Source organism: Sphingomonas sp. G5 (genome assembly GCF_052660795.1).
Genome location: NZ_CP109660.1, coordinates 613,239 through 637,629 on the forward strand (window position 1 = coordinate 613,239; position 24,391 = coordinate 637,629).

29 protein-coding genes and 1 tRNA gene are annotated in these 24,391 nt (G+C 70.5%); 16 read left to right on the forward strand and 14 right to left on the reverse strand.

Going from position 1 to position 24,391, the window contains the following annotated elements; all coding sequences use genetic code 11:
• Nucleotides 1-5: 5 nt before the first annotated feature.
• The 3 genes from NE358_RS02950 to NE358_RS02960 all read left to right on the forward strand — a co-directional run bounded on the left by NE358_RS02950 (nucleotide 6) and on the right by NE358_RS02960 (nucleotide 3,770).
• Entirely contained in the window at nucleotides 6-527 is a 522-nt protein-coding gene (locus NE358_RS02950) for a DUF3817 domain-containing protein (protein WP_056226492.1), read from the forward strand.
• Nucleotides 524-2,104 (forward strand): glutamine-hydrolyzing GMP synthase, encoded by a 1,581-nt coding sequence (gene guaA, locus NE358_RS02955; RefSeq protein ID WP_103206704.1) that lies wholly within the window; start codon nucleotides 524-526, stop codon nucleotides 2,102-2,104. Before NE358_RS02950 ends, guaA begins: the two co-directional genes overlap by 4 nt.
• Before the next feature lie 298 nt (nucleotides 2,105-2,402).
• On the forward strand, nucleotides 2,403-3,770 hold the full coding sequence (locus tag NE358_RS02960) for a glycosyltransferase (RefSeq protein ID WP_289941340.1): 1,368 nt from the start codon (nucleotides 2,403-2,405) through the stop codon (nucleotides 3,768-3,770).
• A gap of 202 nt (nucleotides 3,771-3,972) precedes the next feature.
• Here NE358_RS02960 and NE358_RS02965 read toward each other — a convergent pair whose 3' ends face one another.
• Nucleotides 3,973-4,686 (reverse strand): MBL fold metallo-hydrolase, encoded by a 714-nt coding sequence (locus NE358_RS02965; protein WP_289941342.1) that lies wholly within the window; start codon nucleotides 4,684-4,686, stop codon nucleotides 3,973-3,975.
• 69 nt (nucleotides 4,687-4,755) lie between these two features.
• Between NE358_RS02965 and NE358_RS02970 the strand changes: the two genes are divergently transcribed.
• Entirely contained in the window at nucleotides 4,756-5,313 is a 558-nt protein-coding gene (locus NE358_RS02970; RefSeq protein ID WP_116238644.1) for a TetR/AcrR family transcriptional regulator, read from the forward strand.
• Here NE358_RS02970 and ligD read toward each other — a convergent pair.
• Together ligD and NE358_RS02980 are read right to left on the reverse strand one after the other, a co-directional pair.
• A complete protein-coding gene (gene ligD, locus NE358_RS02975; RefSeq protein WP_289941346.1) occupies nucleotides 5,280-6,509 on the reverse strand; it encodes a non-homologous end-joining DNA ligase in 1,230 nt (409 codons plus the stop codon). The two genes, NE358_RS02970 and ligD, sit on opposite strands and share 34 nt — an antisense overlap.
• 334 nt (nucleotides 6,510-6,843) lie before the next feature.
• On the reverse strand, nucleotides 6,844-7,713 hold the full coding sequence (locus NE358_RS02980) for a Bax inhibitor-1/YccA family protein (RefSeq protein WP_103206699.1): 870 nt from the start codon (nucleotides 7,711-7,713) through the stop codon (nucleotides 6,844-6,846).
• A 142-nt stretch (nucleotides 7,714-7,855) separates the two neighbouring features.
• On the opposite strand from NE358_RS02980, the gene NE358_RS02985 reads away from it, so the two are divergent.
• The 4 genes from NE358_RS02985 to NE358_RS03000 all read left to right on the forward strand — a co-directional run bounded on the left by NE358_RS02985 (nucleotide 7,856) and on the right by NE358_RS03000 (nucleotide 12,208).
• Nucleotides 7,856-8,848, forward strand: a complete 993-nt coding sequence (locus NE358_RS02985; RefSeq protein ID WP_289941349.1) for a glycerophosphodiester phosphodiesterase family protein — start codon at nucleotides 7,856-7,858, stop codon at nucleotides 8,846-8,848.
• 140 nt (nucleotides 8,849-8,988) lie between these two features.
• Nucleotides 8,989-9,918 carry an NAD(P)/FAD-dependent oxidoreductase gene (locus NE358_RS02990; protein WP_289941351.1) on the forward strand — a complete coding sequence of 310 codons (930 nt, stop codon included), beginning with the start codon at nucleotides 8,989-8,991 and terminating at the stop codon, nucleotides 9,916-9,918.
• Between the two features lie 131 nt (nucleotides 9,919-10,049).
• The gene (locus tag NE358_RS02995) at nucleotides 10,050-11,123 is read left to right on the forward strand and encodes an ABC transporter ATP-binding protein (RefSeq protein ID WP_289941353.1); all 1,074 of its coding nucleotides are present in this window, start codon (nucleotides 10,050-10,052) and stop codon (nucleotides 11,121-11,123) included.
• Entirely contained in the window at nucleotides 11,120-12,208 is a 1,089-nt protein-coding gene (locus tag NE358_RS03000) for an ABC transporter permease (protein ID WP_103207084.1), read from the forward strand. Before NE358_RS02995 ends, NE358_RS03000 begins: the two co-directional genes overlap by 4 nt.
• A 129-nt stretch (nucleotides 12,209-12,337) precedes the next feature.
• On the opposite strand, the gene NE358_RS03005 is transcribed toward NE358_RS03000, so the two are convergent.
• Together NE358_RS03005 and NE358_RS03010 are read right to left on the reverse strand one after the other, a co-directional pair.
• Nucleotides 12,338-12,547 (reverse strand): hypothetical protein, encoded by a 210-nt coding sequence (locus tag NE358_RS03005; RefSeq protein WP_116238639.1) that lies wholly within the window; start codon nucleotides 12,545-12,547, stop codon nucleotides 12,338-12,340.
• A 49-nt stretch (nucleotides 12,548-12,596) separates the two neighbouring features.
• On the reverse strand, nucleotides 12,597-13,592 hold the full coding sequence (locus tag NE358_RS03010) for a GTP-binding protein (protein ID WP_103206694.1): 996 nt from the start codon (nucleotides 13,590-13,592) through the stop codon (nucleotides 12,597-12,599).
• A 79-nt stretch (nucleotides 13,593-13,671) separates the two neighbouring features.
• Between NE358_RS03010 and ykgO the strand changes: the two genes are divergently transcribed.
• The 3 genes from ykgO (at nucleotide 13,672) to NE358_RS03025 (ending at nucleotide 14,487) form a co-directional block, all read left to right on the forward strand.
• A complete protein-coding gene (gene ykgO, locus NE358_RS03015) occupies nucleotides 13,672-13,794 on the forward strand; it encodes a type B 50S ribosomal protein L36 (protein ID WP_056226526.1) in 123 nt (40 codons plus the stop codon).
• Between the two features lie 91 nt (nucleotides 13,795-13,885).
• Nucleotides 13,886-14,194 carry an ArsR/SmtB family transcription factor gene (locus NE358_RS03020; protein ID WP_289941363.1) on the forward strand — a complete coding sequence of 103 codons (309 nt, stop codon included), beginning with the start codon at nucleotides 13,886-13,888 and terminating at the stop codon, nucleotides 14,192-14,194.
• Nucleotides 14,191-14,487, forward strand: a complete 297-nt coding sequence (locus NE358_RS03025) for a hypothetical protein (protein ID WP_103206692.1) — start codon at nucleotides 14,191-14,193, stop codon at nucleotides 14,485-14,487. The genes NE358_RS03020 and NE358_RS03025 overlap by 4 nt, the downstream gene beginning before the upstream one ends.
• A gap of 89 nt (nucleotides 14,488-14,576) precedes the next feature.
• Here NE358_RS03025 and NE358_RS03030 read toward each other — a convergent pair whose 3' ends face one another.
• Both NE358_RS03030 and NE358_RS03035 read right to left on the reverse strand, forming a co-directional pair.
• Entirely contained in the window at nucleotides 14,577-14,801 is a 225-nt protein-coding gene (locus NE358_RS03030) for an RNA-binding S4 domain-containing protein (RefSeq protein WP_115915837.1), read from the reverse strand.
• A 19-nt stretch (nucleotides 14,802-14,820) separates the two neighbouring features.
• Nucleotides 14,821-15,567: a DUF2071 domain-containing protein gene (locus NE358_RS03035; RefSeq protein WP_289941370.1), complete on the reverse strand. Its 747-nt coding sequence runs from the start codon at nucleotides 15,565-15,567 to the stop codon at nucleotides 14,821-14,823.
• A 66-nt stretch (nucleotides 15,568-15,633) separates the two neighbouring features.
• On the opposite strand from NE358_RS03035, the gene NE358_RS03040 reads away from it, so the two are divergent.
• Nucleotides 15,634-15,972: a metalloregulator ArsR/SmtB family transcription factor gene (locus NE358_RS03040; protein ID WP_103206690.1), complete on the forward strand. Its 339-nt coding sequence runs from the start codon at nucleotides 15,634-15,636 to the stop codon at nucleotides 15,970-15,972.
• 10 nt (nucleotides 15,973-15,982) lie between these two features.
• Here NE358_RS03040 and NE358_RS03045 read toward each other — a convergent pair whose 3' ends face one another.
• From NE358_RS03045 to NE358_RS03070, 6 genes are all read right to left on the reverse strand, one after another.
• The gene (locus tag NE358_RS03045) at nucleotides 15,983-16,210 is read right to left on the reverse strand and encodes a ribonuclease HepT family protein (protein ID WP_141375124.1); all 228 of its coding nucleotides are present in this window, start codon (nucleotides 16,208-16,210) and stop codon (nucleotides 15,983-15,985) included.
• A gap of 185 nt (nucleotides 16,211-16,395) precedes the next feature.
• A complete protein-coding gene (locus NE358_RS03050; protein WP_218026306.1) occupies nucleotides 16,396-16,866 on the reverse strand; it encodes a helix-turn-helix domain-containing protein in 471 nt (156 codons plus the stop codon).
• 55 nt (nucleotides 16,867-16,921) lie between these two features.
• A tRNA-Met gene (locus NE358_RS03055) sits at nucleotides 16,922-16,994 on the reverse strand.
• A 93-nt stretch (nucleotides 16,995-17,087) separates the two neighbouring features.
• On the reverse strand, nucleotides 17,088-17,789 hold the full coding sequence (locus tag NE358_RS03060) for a GntR family transcriptional regulator (RefSeq protein WP_103206688.1): 702 nt from the start codon (nucleotides 17,787-17,789) through the stop codon (nucleotides 17,088-17,090).
• On the reverse strand, nucleotides 17,770-18,675 hold the full coding sequence (locus tag NE358_RS03065) for a DMT family transporter (RefSeq protein ID WP_289941376.1): 906 nt from the start codon (nucleotides 18,673-18,675) through the stop codon (nucleotides 17,770-17,772). Before NE358_RS03065 ends, NE358_RS03060 begins: the two co-directional genes overlap by 20 nt.
• A gap of 38 nt (nucleotides 18,676-18,713) precedes the next feature.
• Nucleotides 18,714-19,151 (reverse strand): MarR family winged helix-turn-helix transcriptional regulator, encoded by a 438-nt coding sequence (locus NE358_RS03070; RefSeq protein ID WP_289941379.1) that lies wholly within the window; start codon nucleotides 19,149-19,151, stop codon nucleotides 18,714-18,716.
• 55 nt (nucleotides 19,152-19,206) lie between these two features.
• Here NE358_RS03070 and NE358_RS03075 point away from each other — a divergent pair, with 55 nt between their 5' ends.
• On the forward strand, nucleotides 19,207-19,575 hold the full coding sequence (locus NE358_RS03075; protein WP_289941381.1) for a VOC family protein: 369 nt from the start codon (nucleotides 19,207-19,209) through the stop codon (nucleotides 19,573-19,575).
• 220 nt (nucleotides 19,576-19,795) lie between these two features.
• Nucleotides 19,796-20,734, forward strand: coding sequence for a hypothetical protein (locus tag NE358_RS03080; protein ID WP_289941382.1), 939 nt, complete (start codon nucleotides 19,796-19,798; stop codon nucleotides 20,732-20,734).
• Nucleotides 20,735-20,737: 3 nt separating this feature from the next.
• Here the strand turns inward: NE358_RS03080 and NE358_RS03085 are convergent, their stop codons facing one another.
• Entirely contained in the window at nucleotides 20,738-21,145 is a 408-nt protein-coding gene (locus NE358_RS03085; RefSeq protein WP_103206683.1) for a YccF domain-containing protein, read from the reverse strand.
• A gap of 138 nt (nucleotides 21,146-21,283) precedes the next feature.
• On the opposite strand from NE358_RS03085, the gene NE358_RS03090 reads away from it, so the two are divergent.
• Together NE358_RS03090 and NE358_RS03095 are read left to right on the forward strand one after the other, a co-directional pair.
• Entirely contained in the window at nucleotides 21,284-21,760 is a 477-nt protein-coding gene (locus NE358_RS03090) for a YflT domain-containing protein (protein ID WP_103206682.1), read from the forward strand.
• Nucleotides 21,761-21,936: 176 nt separating this feature from the next.
• Entirely contained in the window at nucleotides 21,937-24,372 is a 2,436-nt protein-coding gene (locus NE358_RS03095; protein WP_103206681.1) for an ATP-dependent helicase, read from the forward strand.
• The last annotated feature ends 19 nt before the right edge of the window (nucleotides 24,373-24,391 follow it).

The following is a 24,391-nucleotide window of genomic DNA, read 5'->3' on the forward strand; positions in this document are numbered from 1 at the left end:
CCTCCATGCCCCGCGCCCCCAAGCTCGCCTCGTTCCCGGCGATCCGCGGAGCCCTGAAGTTCTACCAGATCTGCTCGATCATCACGGGTGTCGGCCTGCTCCTGCTGGTCGCCGAGATGATCCTGAAGTACACGCCCATTCACGTGGAGCTGTTCCTCGGCGGATCCGGTGGCTTCCTGTGGTTCGCGGATGCCGTGCCCGGCCCCGACTGCCAGTGGTTCTCGCTCTTCGTTCCGGGCGGTAACGGGTGTTCGATCCTGTCGACCGGCGACGGCGTGAACATCTCGCTGGCGATCCTGGTGGTCCACGGCTGGTTCTACGTCGTCTACCTCATCTCGTGCTTCCGCGTGTGGAGCCTCATGCGGTGGCCGTTTCGTCGGTTCGTCTTCCTCGCCCTCGGTGGCGTGGTGCCGTTCCTCTCCTTCATCCTCGAGGTGCGCACCGCCCGTCGCGTGCGCGCCTACCTCGCCGAGCGTGAGGCCGCGAAGGCCTCCGCTCCCGTTCCCGCCCCGGAAGGCAACCGGTGACCGAACAGACCGAAACGTCCCAGCGCCCCGTCCTCGTCGTCGACTTCGGCGCCCAGTACGCCCAACTGATCGCGCGCCGCGTGCGCGAGGCCGGGGTGTACAGCGAGATCGTTCCGCACACCGCGTCGGCGCAAGAAATCGCCTCGAAGAACCCCGTCGGCATCATCCTGTCGGGTGGCCCCTCGTCGGTGTACGAAGAGGGAGCGCCCAGCCTCGATTCCGGCGTCTTCGACCTCGACGTCCCGACCCTCGGCATCTGCTACGGCTTCCAGGTCATGGCCAAGGCGCTCGGCGGAGAGGTGGCGAACACCGGCCTCCGCGAGTACGGGGCGACGGATGCCACGGTCGTCACCGAGGGCACGCTGCTCGAGGGCCAGCCCGCCGAGCAGAACGTGTGGATGAGTCACGGCGACCAGGTGTCGCGCGCTCCCGAGGGCTTCGAGGTCCTCGCCCGCACTGCCCACACCCCGGTCGCGGCCTTCGCGAACGACGCCCGCCGCATGTACGGCGTGCAGTGGCACCCCGAGGTCAAGCACTCCGACCACGGCCAGCACGTGCTCGAGAACTTCCTGCACAAGGCCGCGGGCCTCCCCGCCGACTGGAACAGCGGCAACGTCATCGCCGAGCAGGTCGAGCGCATCCGCCAGCAGGTGGGTTCGGGCCGCGTCATCTCGGCGCTGTCGGGCGGCGTCGACTCCGCCGTCTCGACCGCTCTCGTCCACGAGGCCGTCGGCGACCAGTTGATCGCCGTGTTCGTCGACCACGGTCTGCTCCGCCAGGGCGAGCGCGAACAGGTCGAGAACGACTACGTCGCCTCGACGGGCGTCAAGCTCATCACCGTCGACGCGCGCGAGACGTTCCTGAACGCCCTCGCCGGTGTCAGCGACCCCGAGCAGAAGCGCAAGATCATCGGCCGCGAGTTCATCCGCGCGTTCGAGAAGGTGCAGGCCGACCTCGTCGCCGAGGCTGCGGCCGAGGGCGAGCAGGTGCGCTTCCTCGTGCAGGGGACCCTTTACCCCGACGTCGTCGAGTCGGGCGGCGGAGCGGGAACGGCGAACATCAAGAGCCACCACAACGTCGGCGGTCTGCCCGAAGACCTGCAGTTCGAGCTCGTCGAGCCGTTGCGCACCCTCTTCAAAGACGAAGTGCGCGCCATCGGTCGCGAACTCGGCCTGCCCGAAGCCATCGTCGGCCGCCAGCCCTTTCCGGGGCCCGGTCTTGGCATCCGCATCGTGGGCGAGGTCACCGCTGACCGTCTCGAGATCCTGCGTGAGGCCGACGCCATCGCGCGCGCCGAGCTGACCAAGGCGGGCCTCGACAACGAGATCTGGCAGTGCCCCGTCGTGCTGCTCGCCGACGTGCGCTCGGTCGGCGTGCAGGGCGACGGCCGCACCTACGGTCACCCCATCGTGCTGCGTCCCGTCTCGAGCGAAGACGCGATGACCGCCGACTGGACGCGGCTGCCCTACGACGTGCTGTCGAAGATTTCGAACCGCATCACCAACGAGGTGCGCGACGTGAACCGCGTGGTGCTCGACGTGACGTCGAAGCCGCCGGGGACGATCGAGTGGGAGTGAGCGTCTAGCCCGCTCCCGCGCCGACGTCGTCGGCCGGCTCCGGGGCGCTGCCTTCGGGTCGAGAGCGGGGCCCTTACCCCGATCGACCCGAAGACGGTGCCCCTTCGCCGTTCGGCGACGGCGGCGCGCTGTCTGCCCGCGGAGGGGATGCACAGCCGGGCCCCTGCCCCGATCGACTCGGGAGGGCGTGTCACTTGGCCTCGCGTTCGCGGCTGCGTGCGTGCGCCGCCGCTTCCGACGGGGCTGCCGCGCCTCCGGCGTGCCGCGGGGGACGCGGCGGGTGGGGGAGGATGGGGGCGTGACTTCCGGCGACTTCCCCGACGCGTGGTACCTCATCCTGTCGAGCCGGCTGATTCCCGACCTCGACGGCGGGTACACGATCGCCACTCTTGCGCGGGCGCGACAGATGGCCCAGGCCGGCGCGAAACCGCTCCTGCTGACTGTCGACCCCGGTGACGCCGACGCCCACTCCGCGCAGCGCGCGATCTTCGTCGATCGTGGGGTGGCCTCGGCATCCGGGATCTTCCGCAACCTCTTCGACGACGCCGTCGACGCCGACGGGGGAGCCGCCGCGTGGCTGCGCGGCGCGGCGCACGCGGGCGACGCCGACCCGGCGCTGGAGTACCGCCTCGTGGCCGGGGGAGCGGTCGATCTCCCCGTGGTGATCGACCCCGACTGGCACCTGGCGACGGCGCCGGTCGTGATCCGGGATGCCGCGGGCGGAGCCGTCGGCGTGATCGACGGATTCGGGGCGCTGTACCGCGCGTGGCTGACCCACCTGGCCGATCGCCTTCGCGCCCAGGACGAGCGGCCGATCGTCGTCATCTGCGAGTCGCGGCAGCTCGGCGAGCTCATCGCGGGGTGGGGCGACGACGACGTGCGGATCGTGCACGCGGTGCACACGATCCACCTCGAACCGCCGTTCCACGCCGATTCCGACCTCAACCCGCTGTGGACGCGCTGGTTCGAGATCGCACCGCGCTTCGACGCCGTGCTCTGGCCGACTGCCTATCAGCGCGACGACGTGCGCGCGCGCTTCGGCGCCGCCGCGAACGACGTGGTCGCACCGCACGGGGTGGAGGCTCCGGATGCCGTCGTGCCGGCGTCGCAGCGGGAGCGCGGCCTCGTCGTGGTGCTGGGGCGGCTCGCTCCGGGCAAGCGTCTCGATCGCGCGATCGAGGCGTTCGCCCGCGTTCTCGGCGACGTGCCGGACGCACGGCTGGAGCTCTGGGGAGAGGGAGCGCAGCGCGGGCGGCTCGAGGCGCTCGTCGCGGAACTGGGCCTCGAGTACGCCGTCTCGCTTCCGGGCCTCACCGCCGAGCCGGGTGCCGTGCTCGACCGGGCGGCGGTATACCTGACGACCTCCGGCTTCGAGGGGCAGGGGCTCGCGCTCGCCGAAGCGCTCGCGCACGGAACCCCCGCGGTGGCGTGGGACATCCGGTACGGCCCGCGCGACATGCTCGCGTCGGGTGGCGGCATCCTGGTGCCCGATGGTGATGAGGACGCCTTGGTCGACGCTCTGCGCCGGGTGCTCACCGATGACCCTTTGCGGGAGCGTCTCGCGGACGAGGCGCGGGAGGCGGCGGATGCCGTGAGCCCGGCGCGCGCGATGCGCACGCTCGCCGCTGTCGTTCGAGAGGCGCTCGGCCGGCCGCGGAGGCGCTGACGCCGGGCACCCGCGACAGGCGCGCGCGACCTGGCGCACTGCGTTCCCGCATCGGCCGGAGAGCAGCGGTACGCCGGGCCGCACCCAGTCGGCATTCATGCCCCCGATTCGAACGAGTGAGGCGAGCGCTTCGGCCGGGTCGTCGGTGAAGGGCTGCGCGTACGCTCCGACCGACACCGTCCGAGCCGCGTCGGCGTCGGCGTCAGCCGCGCACGACCTTCCGCACCGCGTCCGCGGCCTCCGCCGGAGAACCCCGAAACGCCGGGCCGTGGCCGGGCAGGACCCAGTCGGCATCCAGTCCCGCGATGCGATCGAGCGAGGCGAGGGCCTCGGCCGGGTCGTCGGTGAACGGAGCGGGTCCGGGGCCGGTGCGACCGGTCAGAACGTGGCGCGTCGTGAGGGCGTCGCCGACGAACACGGCGCGCACCGCGGGGGAGAAGACCGCGACGCTGCCCGGCGAGTGACCGGGCATGCCGACGATGCGGGGGCTGCCGGGCAGGTCGAGGGTCTCGCCATCGGCGACCTCGCGTACTTCCGTCAGCCACTGCGGGCGCATGCCCTTGCGGATGCCGAAGGCGGCGAAGCGCAGCAGAGGGCCGAGGCGGAAGGGACCCATCGCACTCTTGGGCTTGTCGCCGCCCCGGGCGCGATCGGCGTCGGCCGCGTGCACGAAGACGGGCACGCCGCGCTCGCGGCGGAGGCGCTCGGCGAAGCCCACGTGGTCGCTGTCGCCGTGGGTGAGGATGACGCCGCGGATGTCGTCGAGGGTTCGGCCGAGGCCGTCCAGTTCGTGGCGTAGGTCGGCGTACATGCCGGGGAGTCCGGCGTCGACGAGGGTGATGCCGTCGGGGGCGACGACGAGGTACGAGGCGACGATGTCGTTGCCGATGCGGTGGAGCGATGGAGCGAGTCTCACGGGATGCCTTTCTGGATGGCTACGAACATTAGCCATGATAGCTTATAAGCGTAGCCATGAGGGGGGTCCGTGCCCACACCGGAGAGAACGTCGCTCGACGAGATCGTCGAGGCGGCCGCGCGACTGCTCGAAGAGGGCGGACCCAGCGTCGTGACGATGCAGGCCGTCGCCCAGGCGGTCGGGGTCAAGGCTCCGTCGCTGTACAAGAGGGTGCGCGACCGCGAGGCCCTGCTCGGACTCGTCGGGGCAGCCGCGGCCGACGACCTGACGGTGCGGCTCGAGACGGCATCCGCAGACCTCGACGATCTGCTGGTCGCCTTCCGCGCGTTCGGGCACGACAGGCCGGAGGCGTTCCGTCTGTTGTTCACGACGGTGGTGGATGCCGACCGCCTCGCCGCCACGAGCGCGCCGGTGCTGCGCGCGACGACGTCGGCGGTGGGTGAGGTGCACGCGCTCGACGCCGCTCGGCTGTTGACGGCGTGGGCCACCGGGTTCGTCACGATGGAGCTCGCGGGGGCCTTCCGCCTCGGCGGCGACCTCGACGAGGCGTACCGCTACGGTCGGCGCCACCTGGTCGCCTCGCTCACGCGGGATCAGGGAGCTGAGCGGCCGGCCCAGGGGTCGTAGTCGGCGATCAGATTCTCCTGCGCCGGGCGCTCGGCATCCGGCACGTGCTGGAGGTTCACGCGCACGCGGTACCAGAGTGAACTCGACCCGCGCATACCGTCGACGAGCACGTCAGCGGGGTGGAGCTCAGATGCCGCTTCGGGATGCCGCTGCTTCCAGGTCTCGAGGGCGTCGAGCGCCTCGGTCTTGGTCTTCGTCCGCGCGACCTCGATGAGCGGCATGGTCGAGGCTCGGCGACCCGAACCGTCGGAGCCGCGCGGGGGTTTCTCGGCGGGGCCGAGCTCTTTCGCCAGGGCGAGGAGCGCATCGAGCGAGCCCGCCGCGTCGTCGATGCCGGCATGGGGATCGCCCACGCTGCGGAAGCGCTCAGGCACGGTCAGAACGGTGAATTCCCCGGGGCGACGGTCGCGCACCTCGTCCCAGGTGAGCGGCGTCGACACGCGAGCGTCGGGAAGCGCGCGGATCGAGTACGCCGAGGCGACCGTGCGGTCCTTGGCGTTCTGGTTGAAGTCGACGAAGACGCTCTCGCCGCGCTCCTCCTTCCACCAGCGGGCGGTCGCGAGTCCCGGGGCGCGGTTCTCGACCTCGCGCGCGAGCGTTTCGGCGGCCAGACGGACGTCGGCGTAGTCCCACTCGGGGCGGATGCGCACGAGGATGTGGAGGCCGCGTGACCCCGAGGTCTTGGGCCAACCGACGAGACCGTGGTCTTCGAGCACATCGCGGGCGATGAACGCGACATCGACGATCTGCGACCAATCCACGCCGGGCATCGGGTCGAGGTCGACCCGCAGCTCGTCGGGGTGATCGAGGTCTTCGGCACGGACGGGATGCGGGTTCAGGTCGAGGCAGCCGAGGTTGACGACCCAGGCCAGGCCCGCGGCATCCCGGATCACCGTCTCTTCGGCAGAGGTGCCCGAGGCGTAGCGCAGGGTCGCGGTGTCGATGAAGTCGGGGTGGTGCTCGGGGACGCGCTTCTGGAAGAACGGCTCCTGGTCGAGACCCTTCGAGAAGCGCTTGAGCACCATCGGTCGACCGCCCGCGCCGCGCAGCGCGCCCTCGGCGACGGAGAGGTAGTACCGCACGAGGTCGAGTTTGGTGAGGCCGGGCTCGTGGAAGACAACGCGGTCGGGGCTCGTGACGCGCACCTCGTGGCCGTCGACGTCGAGGATCTCGGGCGGGGTCTTCGCGGGGCTCATGGCGTGAGGCTAGCGCCGCGGCATTCGGGGTTCGAACCCCTTGCGGGCGGGGTGCGGGGGCGTTGCGGGGCGTTGAGTGTCCAGGACACCCGGACGGTTTCTCGGGGGGTCCGGGTGTTGTGGACACTCGGAGCTGGGCGGGGTGCGGGGGCGTTGCGGGGCGTTGAGTGTCCAGGACACCCGGACGGTTTCTCGAGGGGTCCGGGTGTTTCGGACACTCAATGGTGGTGGGCGTGTGGGGGAGTGAGGGAGAGGAGGGGGGAGCCCGGATGCCGGCACTCCACGACGAAGGGCCGCCCCGAAACGGGACGGCCCTTCGCGCGAGAACGCGGTGTCAGTTGTTGCCGCGCAGGATCGCGATCATGCGCAGGATCTCGACGTACAGCCACACGACGGTGACCATGATGCCGAAGGCGCCGACCCAGCCGTAGACGCGGGCTGCACCGTTACGGACGCCGCGCTGGATCTGGTCGAAGTCGAGCACCAGCGAGTACGCGGCCATGATGACCACGAAGACGCCGATGACGAGACCGAGCGGGATACCCGCGATCTTCATGCTGTACAGGCCGAAGGCACCGCCCGCGATGGGGACGTTGAACAGCATCAGGCCCAGGTTGAGCAGGGCGAAGACCATGTAGCCGACCATGGCGATCATGAAGATCTTGGTGGCCCGGGCCGAGGCGCGGATCTTGCCACTCGCGAACAGCGCGAGGGTCACACCGACGACCGAGAGGGTGCCCAGCGTCGCCTGCAGGACGATGCCCGGGAAGATGAACTCGAAGAAGGCCGAGATGCCACCCACGAACAGACCCTCGAACGCCGCGTAGGCGATGAAGACGGGGACGGAGGGCTTCTTCTTGAACGTCGCGACCATCGCCAGCACGAAGCCGACCAGGCCACCGACGATCATCGGGGCGGCGCTGGGGTTCGGGTTGGCGACGCTGACGCCGGCCATCGACCAGATCCAGCCGACGACGGCCGTGACGACGAGGATGCCGAACAGGGCGAGGGTTTTCATGACGGTGTCTTCGACCGTCATGCGACCGGTCTCGACGGCGCTCGCCGACGGGGCGGCGTACGCGCCTTCGATCGAGGCGGCGGCGGCGGGATCGACGGCCGGGGGCGGGCTGTAGCGCGTGTTAGCGCCACCGGCTCGAGGGTCCTGGAACGCCGGGTTGTTGAATGCCGGGTTGTTGAGGGCCACGGGAACTCACACTCCAAAGATGGTGATCACAGCACCGTGCTGTCAGACAACACTAGCCGAGCAGGGCGGCAGATTCCTTGTGCTGACTGGGATTCTGCTCTGAGCGCACTCGCTGTTCACCCGGTGCCGTTAGCGTGTCGAGGTGCCCCTCGTCATCGGTCATCGCGGTGCCCCCGGGTACCTGCCAGAGCACTCGCGCAGTTCGTATCTGCGGGCGATCGCGGAGGGGGTGGATGCCGTCGAGCCCGACGTCGTCCCCTCGAAGGACGGCGTGCTGGTCGTGCGGCACGAGAACGAGATCTCCGGCACCACGGACGTGTCGACGCGACCGGAGTTCGCCGAGCGGCGCACCTCGAAGATCGTCGACGGGGAGCGGCTGACCGGCTGGTTCGTCGAGGACTTCACGTGGGAGGAGCTGCGGACGCTGCAGTGCCGCGAGCGGATCCCCGCGCTCCGTCCCGACAGCGCGGCCCACGACGACACCGAACCGGTGCTGCGCCTTCGCGACGTCCTCGACCTCGCCCGGCAGAGCGGGGTGGGCGTGGTGCTCGAGATCAAGCACGCGGCGTCCTTCGCCCGGCTCGGGTTCGACCTGGCCGAGCTCGTCGACGTCGAGCTGCGCGCGGCGGGATGGCGGGATGCCGAGGACGCCCTCGTCATCGAGTCGTTCGAGCCCCTGGTCCTGGCGCGGCTGCGAGAACGCGGCATCCGGATCCCGCTCGTGCAGCTGATCGAGGCGCAGGGGGCGCCGTGGGACTTCCGGGAGCGCGACGGGGCCGAGGCCACCTCCTACGCGTCGATGCTGACCGCGGCCGGACTCGATGCCCTCGCGGCGGAGGTGCAGGGGATCAGCCCCGACAAGCGGGTCGTGCTCGCGCCCGACGAGCGGGGAGCGGCCCGCGGCCCGGCGCCTGTCGTGCGCGAGGCCCAGGAGCGGGGTCTGCGGGTGTTCGCGTGGACCTGTCGGCCCGAGAACACCTTTCTTCTACCCGAGTACCGCGTCCCCGGTGGCGACGCCGCGTTCGGTGACTGGCGACGCGAGTGGGCCGTTCTGCGCGACGCCGAGCTCGACGGGGTGTTCGTGGATCATCCCGATCTGGGCGTCGAGTTCTTCCGGGCGGTACGGAACTCCTGAGTTTCGGCGCGCGTGGCGGTCGGGTCGGTCCTCGGACGGGCGGAGACGCAGCGATTCTCAGGAGTTCGGCCCGCGCAACGCCGCCACCCGGCCCGCGCAACCCCGACGCCCGGCGCGCGCGCAGCCGACAGGATGGCCGCATGACGATGGACGTGACGGTGGTCGGCGGCGGGATCTCGGGGCTCGCGTGCGCGCGGGCGGTTCAGGATGCCGGTCGCTCGGTGCGAGTGCTCGATCGCGGGCGCCGGGTGGGCGGACGTCTGTCGAGCCGCACGATCGACGGTCGACCCGTCGACCTCGGGGCCTCGTACTTCGTGGTCGGCGAGGCCGAAGGGTTCGCGCACGTCATCGCCGACTGGGAGGAGCGGGGTCTTGCGCGCCCGTGGACCGACACGTTCCAGGTGATCGACGCCGACGGCGGGTGGACGCCGAAGCCCGGACCGATGCGGTGGGCCGCTCCTGCCGGGCTGCGTTCGCTCGCCCTCGACCTGGCCGAGGGTCTCGACGTCTCGTCGGAGCGCGTCGTCGAGAGCGTGGCGCCTTTCCGGGTCGACGGCGACGATGCGGGCGAGGTCGTCCTGGCGATGCCGGCTCCGCAGGCCGCGCGGCTGACCGGCGAGGCGCCGGGCGGCGCTCAGCAGTGGGACCCGGTGATCGCCGTCGTCCTGCGGTGGGATCAGCGGCAATGGGATGCCGACCTGCACGGCGCCTTCGCCGACGGTGACGCCGACGTGTCGTTTGTCGCCGACGACGGCGACCGCCGCGGGGACGATGCTCCCGTGCTCGTCGTCCACACCACGGCCGACCGCGCCAGACAGCACCTCGACGACCCCGAGACGGCGATCGCCCCGGTGCTCGCGGCGACCCGGCGGCTGCTCGGCATCGACGTCGAGCCGGTGTCGACGCTCGCGCATCGCTGGACCTTCGCCCGTCCCGTCGAGACGACCGGGCAGCCGTTCTTCCGCTCGCCGGGACTCTCGGCCTGCGGAGACGCGTGGGGCGACAGCGCCGCCGTCCGCACCGCGTGGGCCTCGGGCGACGCGCTGGGGCGGGCGCTCGCGGCATCCTGAAGCGCATCGGGGACACGCGCGGGCAGCGATCGAGCGAAAAACCCTGATGAACCTCGCCATCGTCGGGGTGTGACGGCCGCTCGACGACGAGAGCCCTCGGCGGTGTCGGAGGCTCCCTCTATGGTGAGGCTATGGATGCCGGTATCGACGTCGCGGGAGTCAAACGGTCCTTCGGGGCGGTGCACGCGGTGCAGCAGGTGACGTTCAGGGCTCTGCCCGGTCGGGTCACCGGACTCGTCGGGCCCAACGGTTCGGGCAAGACGACGCTCATGCTCATGCTCGCGTCGCTCCTGAGACCCGACGAGGGCGAGCTGCGCATCGGTGACATCGACCCCGTGTCCGACCCCGCCGGCGCGCGTCGTCTTCTGGGGTGGATGCCGGATTCCCTCGGCGCCTGGCCGAGTCTCACCTCGCGCGAGGTGCTGGTGGCGACCGCGCAGCTCTACGACCTTTCGCGCGAGGACGCGCGGGCCCGGGCCGAACACCTGCTCGAGCTCGTCGACCTCGGCGCGCTCGCCGCCTCTCCCGCTCGCGTGCTGTCACGCGGGCAGAAGCAGAGACTGGCGTTGGCTCGTGCTCTGGTGCACGACCCCCGGGTGCTGCTGCTCGACGAGCCCGCCTCGGGCCTCGACCCTCAGGCGCGTATCGCATTGCGCGTGCTGCTGCGACGGCTGGCGGGTGAGGGACGCACGATCCTCATCTCGAGTCACGTGCTGTCCGAGCTCGAAGAGGTCGTCGACGACGCCGTGTTCCTGGTCGACGGGCGGACCGTCGGCACCGATCGCGTCGCCGCGGCGGCGACCCGCGTGCGGGTGTGGCGTGTGCGCGTCGCCGCCGATGCCGCGCGTTCCGCAGAGGCCGTGCGTCTCGATGTCGCGGCCGCCCTGGGCCGGACGGCCGAGGAGGTGCGGGTCGATCGTCGCGACATCCTCGTGCCGTTCTCCGACGAAGCGGGCGCGGTCGTGGGCCTGCGGGCGCTCGTGGGTGCGGGGCTCCCGGTGGCGGAGTTCGCTCCGGCGGTGGGCGATCTCGAACACGCGTTCCTCGATCTGAAGACCGGACCCGCGCCGAAGAAAACCGACGTCCCCGATGGTTCGACGGCCGACGCCGCGGAAGCGGGAGTATCCCCGCCGCACGGCTCGTGGGCACCGCCGGCCGCCGCCGACGCCGACGCCGACCGTACCGACGACGGGAGCACCTCGTGAACCTGCATCGCCTGCGCACGATCATCGGCATCGAGCTGCGTCAGCGCGTGCGCTCCGTCGGCTGGTACGTGCTGCTCGGGATCTTCGCGGTCATCCTCATCGCGCTGCTGAGCCTCTCGTTCGCCGCGTTCTCGCTCACGACGGGCGGCAGCGAATGGTTCTTCTCGCTCGTCATCATGCTCGTGCTGCTGCTCACGCTGCTGGTCTCGCCGACCCTGAGCGGCAGCGCGGTGAACGGTGATCGTGATGCGGCGACCCTCGCTCCCGTCCAGGTCACTCTCGTCACGACGACGGAGATCGTGATCGGCAAATTCCTCGCCGCGTGGATCTCGGGCCTGGCGTTCCTGGTCGTGGCTCTACCGTTCCTCGTCGTCGCGACGCTCGCCGGAGAGCTCAACCCCGGTGCGATCGTGACGTCGCTCGGCATCCTGATCATCGAGGTCGGCGTCGTCGCAGCGATCGGGGTGGGGCTGAGCGCGGTGATCGCCCGGCCCATCTTCTCCGTCGCGTCAACGTATCTGCTGGTGGCGGCGTTGACGGTGGGGACGCTCATCGCCTTCGGGCTCGGGGGTGCGGCTCTGCGCACCCAGACGACGACGATCAGCCGCGAGGTCGATTGGAACGCCATCCCTGCCGGGTGCGACCCCGGCGCCCCGGTGCGGTCGACGGATTGCCCGAGTTACGACCAGTTGCCGTGCGTCGAGTCCCGCACCCTCTCGGAGCAGCCGCGTTTCGATCGCGTGTGGTGGATCCTCGCGGCGAACCCCTTCGTGATCCTCGCCGACGCGACTCCGCCGACGTACGTCGACGGCTACCCGACCGACCTGTTCTCGCAGATCGCCTCCGGCGTCCGTCTGGCGCAGATCACTCCCGACGTGACCACGTCGTTCGACGGATGTGCTCAATCGCGCGGGTGGAGCGTCGATGCCTATCCGAGCACCGAGCAGCGAGTCGCGGGCACCGCGCCGAGCTGGTTCGTCGGGCTGTTCGTCCAGTTGCTGCTGGCAGGCGGCCTGCTCGCGTGGGGCGTCGCCCGCACGCGCACGCCCGCGAAGAGGCTGCCGCCGGGGACGCGCATCGCCTAGCGCGGGCCGTGGGCCGTCGTCGCCCGCCGGCCGTGCCGCCGGTCATGGTTCGCGGTAGCCGTGTCTGCGCGCATGGGGAGGGGCGCCCTCCTGGATCAGGATGGGCGCCCCTCCGGTTCGCTGCGAGGCTCAGGCGTGGCCTTCGGCCGCCGGGAACCCGGGATCGTCGGCGGGGGCTGCGTCGCCCTCGAGGGCGTCACCGGTGTGGTCGTCGAGGTCCACGTGCTCCTCGGCTTCGGCGGCGTCTTCGCGGACCTCGTCGGTGACGGCGTCGGTGGGGGCGGCCGAGTCGGCGCGGGCATCGTCGGAGTGGCGGGAGGGGATGTCAGAAGTGCTCATGCGCTCACGTTCCTCCTCCGGTGCGGCGCGGGCGACCGGCTTGACACGGTCAGTCGGTGGCATCCGGAATCGACGAACCCACCGCAGGCCACGCGGGCAGCGGGTCGTCGAACGCCAGCCACGCCGAGGGTCCGGCGGCGAGCTCGTCGTCGGTGAGGGCGGCGTGGTCGAGCACGTGCGCGAGCTTCGGCGCCGAGAGGTCGAGGCCCGTGAAGACGATCTCCTGCCCCATGCCCATGCGGCCGTCGTCGGTGCCGAGCGGCTCGATCCACATCGCCGACCCGACGTGCTCCCACCGCGCCAGGATGCCGGGGCGCGACGCCAGGCGGCAGAAGCCCGCCGAGCGCACCAGGCGTCCGGCGGCGCCCGCGTCCAGCCGGTCGAGCGCCGCTGAGAGACGCGCGGGGTGGAAGGGCCGCAGCTGCTCGTAGCGGAGCGTCATCACGCGGTTGTCGCGCATGTAGGGGTCGTGTTCGCCGTTGAGGGCGCGCACCCACCCGGCTCGCTCGAGGATCTCGCCCTCGTACGTCGCCGCCGAGCGCAGATCGCTGACCGGATCGCGCGACAGCCGCACGATCGCCGCCGGGTTCAGGTGCGAGGCCAGAGCCATCTGCACCGCGAGGGCCGCCGTGGGAACCTGCTCCCAGTTCACCCACACGATTCGCGTCGCGAGCTCCAGCGCGAGCGCGGCTTGTCGTGCCCGTGCGCCGACGTCACCGCGGGTGTCGCCCGGAGTCGCGGATGCCGACAGGGCGGCGTCGTCGAGGAGGTCGCCGATCATGTGACGGGCGTCCACGACGCACACCGCTTCGATCTCGGATCCGCCGCGCGCCGCGATCGCGTGGATGAGGTCGACGTCGGTACCGAGATCGACGACGGACGCGGTGTCGTCCGCCCGCGGCCGGGGAAGGGGGAGGGTGTGAGACACGCGGAGGTCGGCGTAGCGCAGCAGATGGAGGGGCCGCGTCAGGGCGACGGCGGTCCGCTCCGCGTAGGTGCGGCGCTCGGGGGCGCACACGCCCATGATGGCGATCGTGCGGGGCATGGCATCCACCTCTCATTTGTCAGGGGAGTGCACACACTCTAGCTTGTTATTGATAATGCTTATCAACAAGGAGGATGCCATGAAGGTTCGAGCGTCGATCAAGTCCCTCAAGAAGCAGCCCGGCGCGCAGGTCGTGCGTCGGCGCGGCAAGGTGTTCGTCATCAACAAGCTCAATCCGAGGTTCAAGGGGCGTCAGGGGTGACGGCCGAGCCTCGGCGATAACGGAAACGAGAACCGTTCCCGAATAGGTGAACACATTGCAATCCGTGCATGTGTGTGGTGTTCTAACTGATGTGGACACGATCGCGGGGCTCGACGAAGCCGCCGAGCTGTTCAAGGTTCTCGGCAACGAGTCGCGTCTGGCGCTCGTCTGGCTGCTGAGCCGCGAACCGCTCACGGTCGGCGCGCTCGCGGAGCGCGCCGCACTCTCGCAGCCGCTGGTGTCGCAGCACCTGCGGACCCTGCGGCAGTCGGGGCTCGTCAGCTCGGAACGCGAGGGCAAAGAGATCCGCTACGCCCTCGCCGACCAGCACGTCGCTCATGTCGTGCTCGATGCGATCGCCCACGTCACCGAACCGAACGACCAGGGGAACGAACAATGAGCACCGCTGAGACCCACGCCGAGCACACCGTCGACGAGCACGCCCACGGCGACGACTGCGGCCACCAGAAGATCGAGCACGGCGACCACGTCGACTACGTGCACGGCACCCACCACCACGCTCTTCACGGCGACCACTACGACGAGCACGAGTCGAAGGCCGAGCACGGCGTCGACGAGCACCGTCACGGCGATGACTGCGGTCACGAGAAGGTCGAGCACGACGACCACGCCGACTACGTGCACGACGGCCACCGTCACGCGCTGCACGCCGATCACTACGACGAGCACTGAGTTCGAGCGGCATCCTGTGTCACGAGCTCAGGATGTCTCGAGGCCCGCTTCTCCCTCCGGGGTGGCGGGCCTCTCGCATTGCGTCGGGGTCAGGCCTGCACGCGGAACGAGCGCCCCTCGAACGTCACGACGTCGCCCACCTGCAGCTGGCGTCCGCGGCGGCGATCGACCTCGCCGTTGACCTCGACGTAGCCGTCGATGATCGCCTCTTTCACGTCTCCGCCGGAGTCGAGGATGCCGGCGAACTTCATGAACGGGCCGAGGCGGATGCCCTCACTGCCGATGGGCACATCCTGGGGCGCGGGGGAGGTCATGCTTCCAGTCTCGCAGGAGTCACGCGGCCGGCGCGGGTTCGGAAACGCTGCTCCACCGCGTCGGAACGTCGCGCATGAGGAGGGCGTGGTCGAACTCGGCGGCGCCGGCGGGGAGGGCCTCGAAGAAGGTCGACGAGAGGTCGATGACGGCGAGCGGCTCGACGCGCCAGGCGTCGGTGTCGAGCCGGAGCCCCTCGAGCATTCCCGAGCGCGTGGGCGACCAACCGACGGCATCCTTCTGGAAGAACGCCGACGAGTCCTCGAGGCTCTCGAAGAGGCGGCTGTGGAACGGGATGCCGGGACCCCGGCGGCCCGCGACGCGAACGCGCAGGTCGCTCGCGTCGACGCGGACCGCGAGGTCGTCGCGCGTGGCGTCGAAGGTGACCTCGGCGGGGGAGTGCGTGCCGGGGAAGACGCGGCCGCCGACGAGTCGCACGAGTCGGGAGGAACTGTGGCGCCGCGGGATGTAGACGCCGGTTCGCGGGCCGTCGGCGGTATCCCACTCGACCGCGATGCGGTGCGCGGCGTTGCGGCTGCGATGCCCGATGGCGGGTGCGAACCACGCGGGGCGGACGCCGGTGAGGTGGATCAGGCAGACGCCCGCGACGGCGCTGCCGGCGACGAGTTGAGGACGCAGGCTTCGGGGGAGCAGGGACCGGGTGACGTCGGGGTCGACGCGGTAGTTGACGAGGACGCGATGGGCGATCGTCGCGGCCATCGCCGGCACCGGGGTCGTGCCGCCTTCGGTGCTCGTCTGGGTGGTCATGGCGCCTCCTTCGCTATTTAGCGAAGAAGCTACACGCAATTTAGCTACAGTGCTAGATTGAATGCCGTGACCGACGCCGCATCCGACATCTTTGCCGCTCTCGCGCACCCGACGCGGCGCCAGATCCTGCAGGATCTCAAGAACGGTGAGATGGCCGCGGGCGAGATCGCCGCGCGGTTCGACGCGAGCGGGCCGACCATCTCGCGGCACCTCGGCGTGCTGCGCCAGGCCGGTCTCGTCACGGAGCGGCGCGATGCGAATCGCATCCTGTACTCGCTCGTCGGGGAACGGCTGGCGCTGTCGGTGGGCGACTTTCTATCGACGGTGTGCCCGGAGCAGATCGTGCTGCGCGAGGTGCGCAAGCGTCGGCCGGCCGTGCGCGGAGCGGTATCGGCTGAGGTGTAGTCGTGTGGGATCAGTCGGACGGGGGCTTCTCGCCGGCGCGCCGCCAGTCGGCGATGTACGGGGGGAGCTCGGTCGTCAGGGTCACCCAGAGGCGCTCATCATTCATCGCGCGATAGCCCGCGTGGGATGCGATATTGCGCATCGTCCGCAGGGCCGCGACGACCTCGGCGGGCGTGTTCGTGACGAACGGAGCGAACTCGTCGGTCTCGAAGAGCGCGGCGGCCCGGATGATCGCCATCGGGCCGGACGCGTACGAGGGGGAGGTGCGCTGGAAAGCGCTCCTCCCGCTCCCCACGGCATGGCTCAGGAACGCTTCGATGGCGTCGACGCTCTCGAGGAAGTTCGCCCGAGCATGGTCTGTGAGGGGAGGCTCTGTTCGTGGTGCCCGCGTGAAGCGCTTCGCCGGTTGTGGATCGGAAGCCCTCACAGGGCCGCCATCGCCGTCGAGTCGAGGAAAGCGGGACGCTGCTCATCGTCGACGATCACATCGACGGCGAACCCCGTGAGCTCTTCGACCGCGCTCGTGAAGGCGGCGATGTCGAAATACCCACGGCCGCCGTCGATGCGAGCGAGAAGGTCGATGTCCGACGTGAAATGGTCGGCGCCCGTCGCGATCGAGCCGAATACGCGGATGTCATGGAGTCCGTGCCGTCGTCCTGCCTCGACGATGGCCTCGGCGTTGTCTTCGAGGGCCAGGCTGGGTCGGTAGTCGGCGGCTCGAAGGAGCCGCTCGAGGGCGTCTTCGCTGGGGTTCCTCGTGCCGTTCTCTATGGCGGCGACATTCGGCTGGCTCATCCCGGCGGCGCGTGCCAGGTCGGCCTGCGACATGCCCCGGTCGAGTCGCGCGGCCCGAATGACGTGCGGGGCGCGGCTTCGATCGACGTGTCGGATCACGGGTATACCTCCGCGATATATCGTACCGACTCGGGTGCTGACCGGTCAGGCGTCGACGCGACGGCGGGAGTCGAACCCGCCACGCCTTCGGTTATGAGCCGAGGCCCGGGACCGCCCGGATCGCCGCGATGTGACCCCACGCTAACCCCGCGTGCGGCAGGGGCGAAGGGCCGTTGCGCGGCGTGACGCGATGTGTCGCCGTGTGGCATGTGCCCGGCTTGTCAGCCACGGCGCCCGTCGATGATCGCCCGCGTCGAGTGCTCGAGGTGCGCGCGGACGACCCGCTCCGGATCCTGCAGCGCGTGCTCGACGTACGCCCGGTGCTCCTGCGTCAGTGCCCCGGGTGCGTATGCCGGTCGCACGTGAGTGAGGAGCAGGCGCATCTCGCCGTCGAGACGGCGGTACTCCTCGGCGATGCGCGGCGATCCGGATGCGTCCACGAGCGCGAGGTGGACGCGCGCGTGGGCATCGAGCGTGGCGAGCCAGTCGCCCGCGGCCTCGGCTGTGGCCAGGTCGCCGAGCGCGGCGTCGATACCGGGGGGACGGATGCCGCGTTCGCGCACGATCCGCAGGGCCTCGGTCTCGAGGGCGCATCGCAACTGCTGCAGAGCGATCAGGGCGTCGTCGTCGAGCAGCGAGACGCGCACCCCGCGGTAGGGCTCGGCGGTGGCGAGCCGCTCGGCGGTGAGTGTCGCCAGGGCCGTGCGTGCGGTGTGCCGTGAGACGCCGTGCGCCGCGCTGAGCTCCTCCTCGCGCAACGCAGTGCCGGGCGCGAGTTCGCCCGACAGGATTCCGGCGCGCACGCTGTCGGCGACCGCGTCGGCGGTGCGGGGGCCGGGGGTGGAATTCGCCGAGCGGTGCGGGGCTGCACCGCCCGTGTCCGCTGCGGCGCCTTCGTTTCCGTCAGGCGTGGGCCGTGGCATCCGCAACCTCCTCACGACGACGAGACGGGACCGACACCACGGCGAGGCCCACCGCGATGAGGGCCAGGCCGATTCCGCTGACGAGCGTGAGCTGCTCGCGCAGCACGAACAGCCCCAGCAGGGTGGCGGCGAGGGGCTCGGCGAGGGTCAGCGTCGACACGGTGACGGCGCCCAGCCGCGCCAGGCCCCACCCGAAGAGCAGGTACGCGATCGCCGTCGTCACGACCCCGAGCCACAGGGCGAGTGCGAGGCCGTTCGGGGTGAGCAGCCACGACGTTCCGGCGAGAAGGAGCACGGGCAGGCTCGCGGCGGCGGCGACGCCGAACACTGCCCCCATGACGCGCGTGGAGGTCCACCCCCTCTCGATCAGCGCCTTGCCGCACACCGTATAGAGGGCGTACGACATTCCCGCGCCCGCCGAGGCGAGCAGGCCCGCCGGGGCGAGCGCGGTCGCGCCGCCGGTCACGCCCGAGACGAGAGCGACACCGAGGAGGGCGATGGCGGTCGCGACCATCCACCGCGGTGACGGGGCGCGGCGGAGGCGGATGGCATCCACGATCCCGGTCGCAATCGGTGCGGACCCGAGGGCGACGACCGTGCCGATCGCGACGCCGTTCTCGCGCGTGCCGAGGAAGAACAACGGTTGGTAGGCGAGGACTCCGGCCGCTCCGATGGCGATGAGTGCCGACGTCGACGTTCGAGAGCCGCGGTGCGGCCGCACGGGCGCGCGTTGCGCCAGGGCGAGAAGGCCCAGGATGCCACCACCCACCACGATCCGTGCCGCCCCGACCGCGAGCGGCGAGGCGTCGACGCCCGCGAGGGCCTGCGCCGTGCCCGTGGTGGAGAAACACAGCGCCGCGGCGAGGATCGCGAGGGCGGGAAGCATGCACAGATTGTTACACAATCTTCGCGTCGTCGTACGTCTCAGTCGCGGAGCGCCGTGACCATCGATCGCAACGCGTGCAGGGCGGCGGCCTGTTCGGCATCCGTCATCCCGCTCAGCATGCGCTTCTCGACGGACCGCACCGCCGCGCTCGCCGCCTCGAGCGACCGCCGGCCCTTGACGGTGAGCCGCGTGGGGAGGGCCTTGCCGACCGGCGGCGCCGCGGGACGCTCGACGATGCCGTCGCGCTCGAGGCTCTGCAGCAGCACGTTCATCGACTGTCGTGTGACGAAAGCGCCGCGCGCGAGGTCGGAGTTCGACAGGCCGGGCCGCTGGGCGAGCAGCTCGAGGCAGGAGTAGTGCGTGATCGTCATTCCGAGCGGGCGCAGCACGTCTTCCATTGCTGCGCGCAGAGCGCTCGCCGCTTCTTTCAGGAGGTAGCCGAGCGAGGTGTCCAGATCGATTGCCTCTTGCGCCATGTCAGTATTCTGACATACGCTCTTTGTCAGATAACTGACACGCAAGGAGCATGCCATGCCCGCCACCGGACCCGACTTCATCTCTCTGCAGGTGCGCGACCTCGCCGCCTCCCACGCCTTCTACGAGAAGTACCTCGGCTTGCGCCGTTCGCCCACCGGCCCTCCTCACGCCGTCGTCTTCGACACCGCACCGATCGCCTTCGCTCTGCGCGACCTCGCGCCCGGCACCGACCTCACCGGCGTGGACCAGCCGGGCGTCGGCGTCGCCGTCTGGCTCCACGCCACCGAGGTGCAGCAGATGCACGACGCCCTCGCCGCCGACGGGCACCGGATCGTCACGGCCCCGATCGACGGACCGTTCGGCCGCACCTTCACCTTCGCCGACCCCGACGGCTACCACGTCACCCTGCACGACAGGGCCTGAGCCCGGGGCGGTCCGGGACCGTCCTGCGGAGGCGAGGGGGGAACATCGCGATCGACGCGGCCGTCAGACGGCGTGTCGGCGGCACACTCCGCGGGACGGCGGGGCCCCGCCGTGAGAGGGGACCGGATGCCGGCACCCGGGGCGTGCGCCCGAATCCACCCGCCCCGATGCCCGCCGCCGGCCGGTCGGGAGCCCGGGAACGGACGGGTAACGTAGGTGCATGGCGACGACGGCGGGGCGAGGCATCCTGGCCCTCAGCATCGTCGCGATCCTCCTCGCCATCGGCACGGTTCTCGCCGTGCTGGTCGATCCGTTCACGCGCGAGCAGATGACGGTCGACCCGGCGGCGGAGTGGGTCGCCCGCGTCCTGCTCGTCCTCGGCGTGGTCTGGCTGCTGATCGGCGCGATCGCCGCTCGCACGCGTCTCGTCCGCCGACCCGGAGCGGCCGCCGCCCGCGCATCGTGGATCGCCTCCACCCGCCCCTGGCGCTCTCGAGAGTCCAGCCTCGGTCTGCTCCCGCTCGACCGTTTGCTCATGATCCTCGTGCCCGGCGCGCTTCTCGTCATGACGCGGGTCGTGCAGACGCCCCGCGACGGGCTGTGGGGGATGCTCATCGCCGTCGCCGGGTGGCTCGTGTTCGCCGCCGCCGTGCGTCTGCTGCTCGGACGCCGCTCGCCCTGGCCGATCATCGCGGCGGTGGGCGGGGCCCTCGTCCTGCGGTGCGTGGTGGCGCTGCTGGCCGTGTCGTTGTCGGGGCCGGAGGGCATCTGGTCGACGATCTGGGCGCAATCCTGGGTGCGGGTCCTTTACCTCGCGGTCGCTTTTGCTCTCGTGGCCTGGGTGTTCGTCGTGGCCGGTTGGTCGCTCTCGGCGCAGCTCGGTCGCCGTCGCGCCGCGGGCGTCGCCCTCGCCGGGATGGGCGTCGGTTACGCCCTCCCCGCGGCGACCATCGCGGTGATGGGGGCACGCGATGCCCTCCGCACCTGGAACGAGCAGATCGGCGTGCTGCCGTGGGATCTCGCGCGCTTCACCGGCGCGCGCGACGGGGCGTTCCCCCTCGAGATCATGACGACCACGGCCGTGATCGGCGGGGTCGCCCTGATCGTCGGCGTCCTGCTCGCTTTACCGCGCCGCGTGTACGTCCGCTCCGCGCGCTGAGAGTCAGCGTCCGGGGGTCTGGTCGAACGGACCGCCGCGACCGATCTCGCGTACCTCCTTGCCGAGGGGCATGAGCGACACCGGAACCAGTTTGAAGTTCGCGATTCCGAGCGGGATGCCGATGATCGTGACGCACAGCAGCAGCCCGGTGACGATGTGGCCCAGGGCGAGCCACCATCCGGCGAGGATCACCCAGACGACGTTGCCGAGGAACGATCCGACACCGGCGGAGCGCTTCGCGACGATCTCGCGGCCGAACGGCCACAGGGCGTACAGGCCGATACGGAACGAGGCGATCCCCCAGGGGATCGTGACGATGAGGATGCACAGCACGATCCCCGCGGCGAGGTAGCCGAGGAAGAGCCAGAAGCCCGAGAGGACGAGCCAGAGGACGTTGAGGATCAGGCGCATGCGTCCATCATGGCGACGTCGGCTGAACGGCATCCGAGGGTGACTCCCGGCTCTAACCCGGGCCGTCTCGGCGCGCAACCGCCTGCCTGCCGCGCGGAGTCGCCGTTAGCGTGGGCGCACCGAGGAAAGGGATTCGCCATGTCCGACATCACCCGTGCCACACCCGAACGCCGCGTCCTGTCGAGCTTCAGCGACTACACCGGGGCGCAGGCCGCCGTCGACCGGTTGTCGGACGCCGGTTTCCCCGTCGAGCACACCGCGATCGTCGGAACCGGCGTGCGCATCGTCGAGCAGGTGACCGGCCGCCTCACGCGCGGTCGCGCGGCCGGGCTCGGAGCCGCCTCCGGGGCGTGGTTCGGGCTGATGATCGGCGTACTGATCGGTCTGCTCAGCGTCGGGGGCTTCCTCGGTTTCGTCTTGCTCGGTCTCGTGCTCGGCGCCGCCTGGGGCGCCGTCTTCGGCTTCGTCGGCCACGCCTTCACGGGCGGCCGCCGCGACTTCTCGTCGGTGCAGGGGTTCGAAGCCGAGCGGTGGGATGTGACGGTGGATGCCGAGCACTTCTCCCGCGCGCAGTCGCTGCTGTCGTCGGGAGCGGCGGGCGAAGCGCGCGGCTGAGGTATCCGCGGGCGCCCGGGTGGGTGCCGGGGTCGGCGGTCCGGTCGTGTTGGGGCGTCGTGCGTGGCCCCGGGGCGTGTTCGGTTGCCCCGGGCCACGAGCGGGAGAAGCGCGACCCCCGGGTCTGACCGGCGACGGGGCCGATGTCGGAGGCCCCGCCTAGACTTGACCCCGCCATGACCGATGCCTCCACGCCCCTCATCTTCGATGGCCCTGTGCCGTCGTCGGCCCGACCCGACGCCGACCTCCTCGAGGGGCTGAACGGTCCGCAGCGCGAGGCCGTGACCTATCGCGGCCCGGCGCTGCTCATCGTCGCGGGCGCCGGTTCGGGCAAGACCAGCGTGCTCACGCGGCGCATCGCCTCACTGCTGCGCACCCGCGAGGCGTACCCCAGCCAGATCCTCGCGATCACCTTCACGAACAAGGCCGCGGGTGAGATGCGCGAGCGCGTGCACCAGCTCATCGGTCAGAAGGCGGACGGCATGTGGATCTCGACGTTCCACTCCGCGTGCGTGCGCATCCTCCGCCGCGAGGCCGAGCAGTTCGGCTTCACCAAGTCGTTCACCATCTACGACTCCGGAGACTCTCGTGCGCTCATCAAGCGCCTGGTGAAAGAGCACGAGGGAGACTCGTTCGGCCTGACCCCGGCCGGAACCCAGAGCCGCATCTCGAAGCTCAAGAACGAGCTGGCCGATGCCGAGTCCTACGCGCGGTCCGCCAACATGAGCGACCCGGCCGAGCGGGTGTTCGTCGAGATCTTCGGCTCGTACCAGCGCGAGCTGCAGCGTGCCAACGCCTTCGATTTCGACGACCTCATCGCCCAGACCGTGTACCTGTTCCGGGCATTCCCGCAGGTGGCCGATCGGTACCGCAAGCGGTTCCGGCACATTCTGGTCGACGAGTACCAAGACACCAACCATGCGCAGTACGCGCTCATCCACGAGCTCACCCGGCCTCCGGGGTCCGACGCCGAGCCGTTCTCGTCGGGCGGCATGATGATCTTCGACGCCGAGCCCGCCGGCGAAGATGCGGCGTCGCTCACGGTCGTCGGTGACTCCGACCAGTCGATCTACGCCTTCCGCGGCGCCGACATCCGCAACATCAGCGAGTTCGAGCGCGACTACCCGGGCGCCAAGGTCGTGCTGCTCGAGCAGAACTACCGCTCCACGCAGAACATCCTGTCGGCGGCCAACGCGGTCATCTCGAACAACTTCGACCGCAAAGACAAGAAGCTCTGGACCGACGTCGGTGCGGGCGATCCCATCATCGGCTTCACCGGCTACTCGCAGCACGACGAGGCCCAGTTCGTGGCCGACGAGATCGAAGCGCTGCACAAGAAGGGCGTCGACTATTCGGGCGTCGCGGTGTTCTACCGCACCAACTCGCAGTCTCGCGCGCTCGAAGAGATCTTCATCCGCTCGGCCGTGCCCTACAAGATCATGGGCGGCACGAAGTTCTACGAGCGCGCCGAGATCAAAGACGCGCTCGCCTACCTCGTCGCCGTCGCCAACCCCGCGGACTCGATGGCGCTGCGGCGCATCCTCAACCGTCCGCGCCGCGGCATCGGTGACGTCACCGAGACCGCCATCGCCCGCTACGCCGCCGAGCACGACATCACCTTTCGCGACGCCCTGGCCAACTCGGCCCAGATCGGCGTCGGCCCGAAGCTGCAGAAGGCCATCGACCAGCTCGACGCGGTGCTGACCGAGGCCACGGCGGTCATGCTCCCGGCATCCGGAGAGCTCGCCCCCTCCACCTCGGTCACCGAGGGTCTGACGCTGCTGCTGAACAAGAGCGGCTACTTCGACGCCCTGCGCGCGAGCAAAGACCCGCAAGACGAGGCGCGCCTCGAGAACCTCGACGAGCTCGTCGCCGTGACACGCGAATTCGCGCGCAACAACCCCGAGGGCACGATCATCGATTTCCTCACCGAGGTCACGCTCGTCGCAGATGCCGACGACCTCGACGACGCGTCGGGTTCGGTGTCGCTCATGACCTTGCACACGGCGAAGGGCCTCGAGTACGACGCGGTGTTCCTCACCGGCGTCGAGGAAGACCTGCTGCCGCACCGTATTTCGGCGAACGAACCGGGCGGACCGCAGGAGGAGCGCCGACTGTTCTATGTCGGTATCACCCGCGCCCGCAAGCGCCTCCACCTCTCGCTTGCGATGACCCGCGCACAGTTCGGCGAGGTCACGGTCGCGATGCCGAGCCGGTTCCTGCAAGAGATCCCGGCCGACCTCATCGACTGGCGGCAGTCGCCCGGCGACGTCAACGGTCGCGGAGGTTCGCAGTCGCGCGCGCTCAACGCACGCGGCCGACGCCCGGGTCAGCCGGGCAGCGGGGGTAATCGTTACGGTGACGACCTCGTGCCGCTGCCCAAGCGCGCGCCGGCCGACCCGAGCAAGTTCCCCAACCGCATCCCGGCGAAGGTTCGCGACAACGGCGACCTGGAACTCGCGTCGGGCGACCGCATCCGCCACGACGACTTCGGCGAGGGCCGGGTCGACGCCGTGACGGGCGAAGGCGCGAAGCGCGTGGCGCATGTGCGCTTCGACACCGTCGGACCGAAGAAGCTGCTCGTCAAGATCGCGCCGATCGCCAAGCTGTAGGGCCCGTCGCGCGGCGGTC

Coding starts and splice junctions, on each gene's coding strand:
- NE358_RS02950 (WP_056226492.1), top strand. CDS start 6: ATGCCCCGCGCCCCCAAGCTCGCCTCGTTCCCGGCGATCCGCGGAGCC.
- ligD (WP_289941346.1), bottom strand. CDS start 6,509: ATGAGCCCCGCGAAGACCCCGCCCGAGATCCTCGACGTCGACGGCCAC.
- NE358_RS02990 (WP_289941351.1), top strand. CDS start 8,989: ATGACGATGGACGTGACGGTGGTCGGCGGCGGGATCTCGGGGCTCGCG.
- NE358_RS02995 (WP_289941353.1), top strand. CDS start 10,050: ATGGATGCCGGTATCGACGTCGCGGGAGTCAAACGGTCCTTCGGGGCG.
- NE358_RS03005 (WP_116238639.1), bottom strand. CDS start 12,547: ATGAGCACTTCTGACATCCCCTCCCGCCACTCCGACGATGCCCGCGCC.
- NE358_RS03010 (WP_103206694.1), bottom strand. CDS start 13,592: ATGCCCCGCACGATCGCCATCATGGGCGTGTGCGCCCCCGAGCGCCGC.
- ykgO (WP_056226526.1), top strand. CDS start 13,672: ATGAAGGTTCGAGCGTCGATCAAGTCCCTCAAGAAGCAGCCCGGCGCG.
- NE358_RS03025 (WP_103206692.1), top strand. CDS start 14,191: ATGAGCACCGCTGAGACCCACGCCGAGCACACCGTCGACGAGCACGCC.
- NE358_RS03030 (WP_115915837.1), bottom strand. CDS start 14,801: ATGACCTCCCCCGCGCCCCAGGATGTGCCCATCGGCAGTGAGGGCATC.
- NE358_RS03035 (WP_289941370.1), bottom strand. CDS start 15,567: ATGACCACCCAGACGAGCACCGAAGGCGGCACGACCCCGGTGCCGGCG.
- NE358_RS03045 (WP_141375124.1), bottom strand. CDS start 16,210: ATGGCGATCATCCGGGCCGCCGCGCTCTTCGAGACCGACGAGTTCGCT.
- NE358_RS03060 (WP_103206688.1), bottom strand. CDS start 17,789: ATGCCACGGCCCACGCCTGACGGAAACGAAGGCGCCGCAGCGGACACG.
- NE358_RS03065 (WP_289941376.1), bottom strand. CDS start 18,675: ATGCTTCCCGCCCTCGCGATCCTCGCCGCGGCGCTGTGTTTCTCCACC.
- NE358_RS03070 (WP_289941379.1), bottom strand. CDS start 19,151: ATGGCGCAAGAGGCAATCGATCTGGACACCTCGCTCGGCTACCTCCTG.
- NE358_RS03075 (WP_289941381.1), top strand. CDS start 19,207: ATGCCCGCCACCGGACCCGACTTCATCTCTCTGCAGGTGCGCGACCTC.
- NE358_RS03080 (WP_289941382.1), top strand. CDS start 19,796: ATGGCGACGACGGCGGGGCGAGGCATCCTGGCCCTCAGCATCGTCGCG.
- NE358_RS03085 (WP_103206683.1), bottom strand. CDS start 21,145: ATGCGCCTGATCCTCAACGTCCTCTGGCTCGTCCTCTCGGGCTTCTGG.
- NE358_RS03090 (WP_103206682.1), top strand. CDS start 21,284: ATGTCCGACATCACCCGTGCCACACCCGAACGCCGCGTCCTGTCGAGC.
- NE358_RS03095 (WP_103206681.1), top strand. CDS start 21,937: ATGACCGATGCCTCCACGCCCCTCATCTTCGATGGCCCTGTGCCGTCG.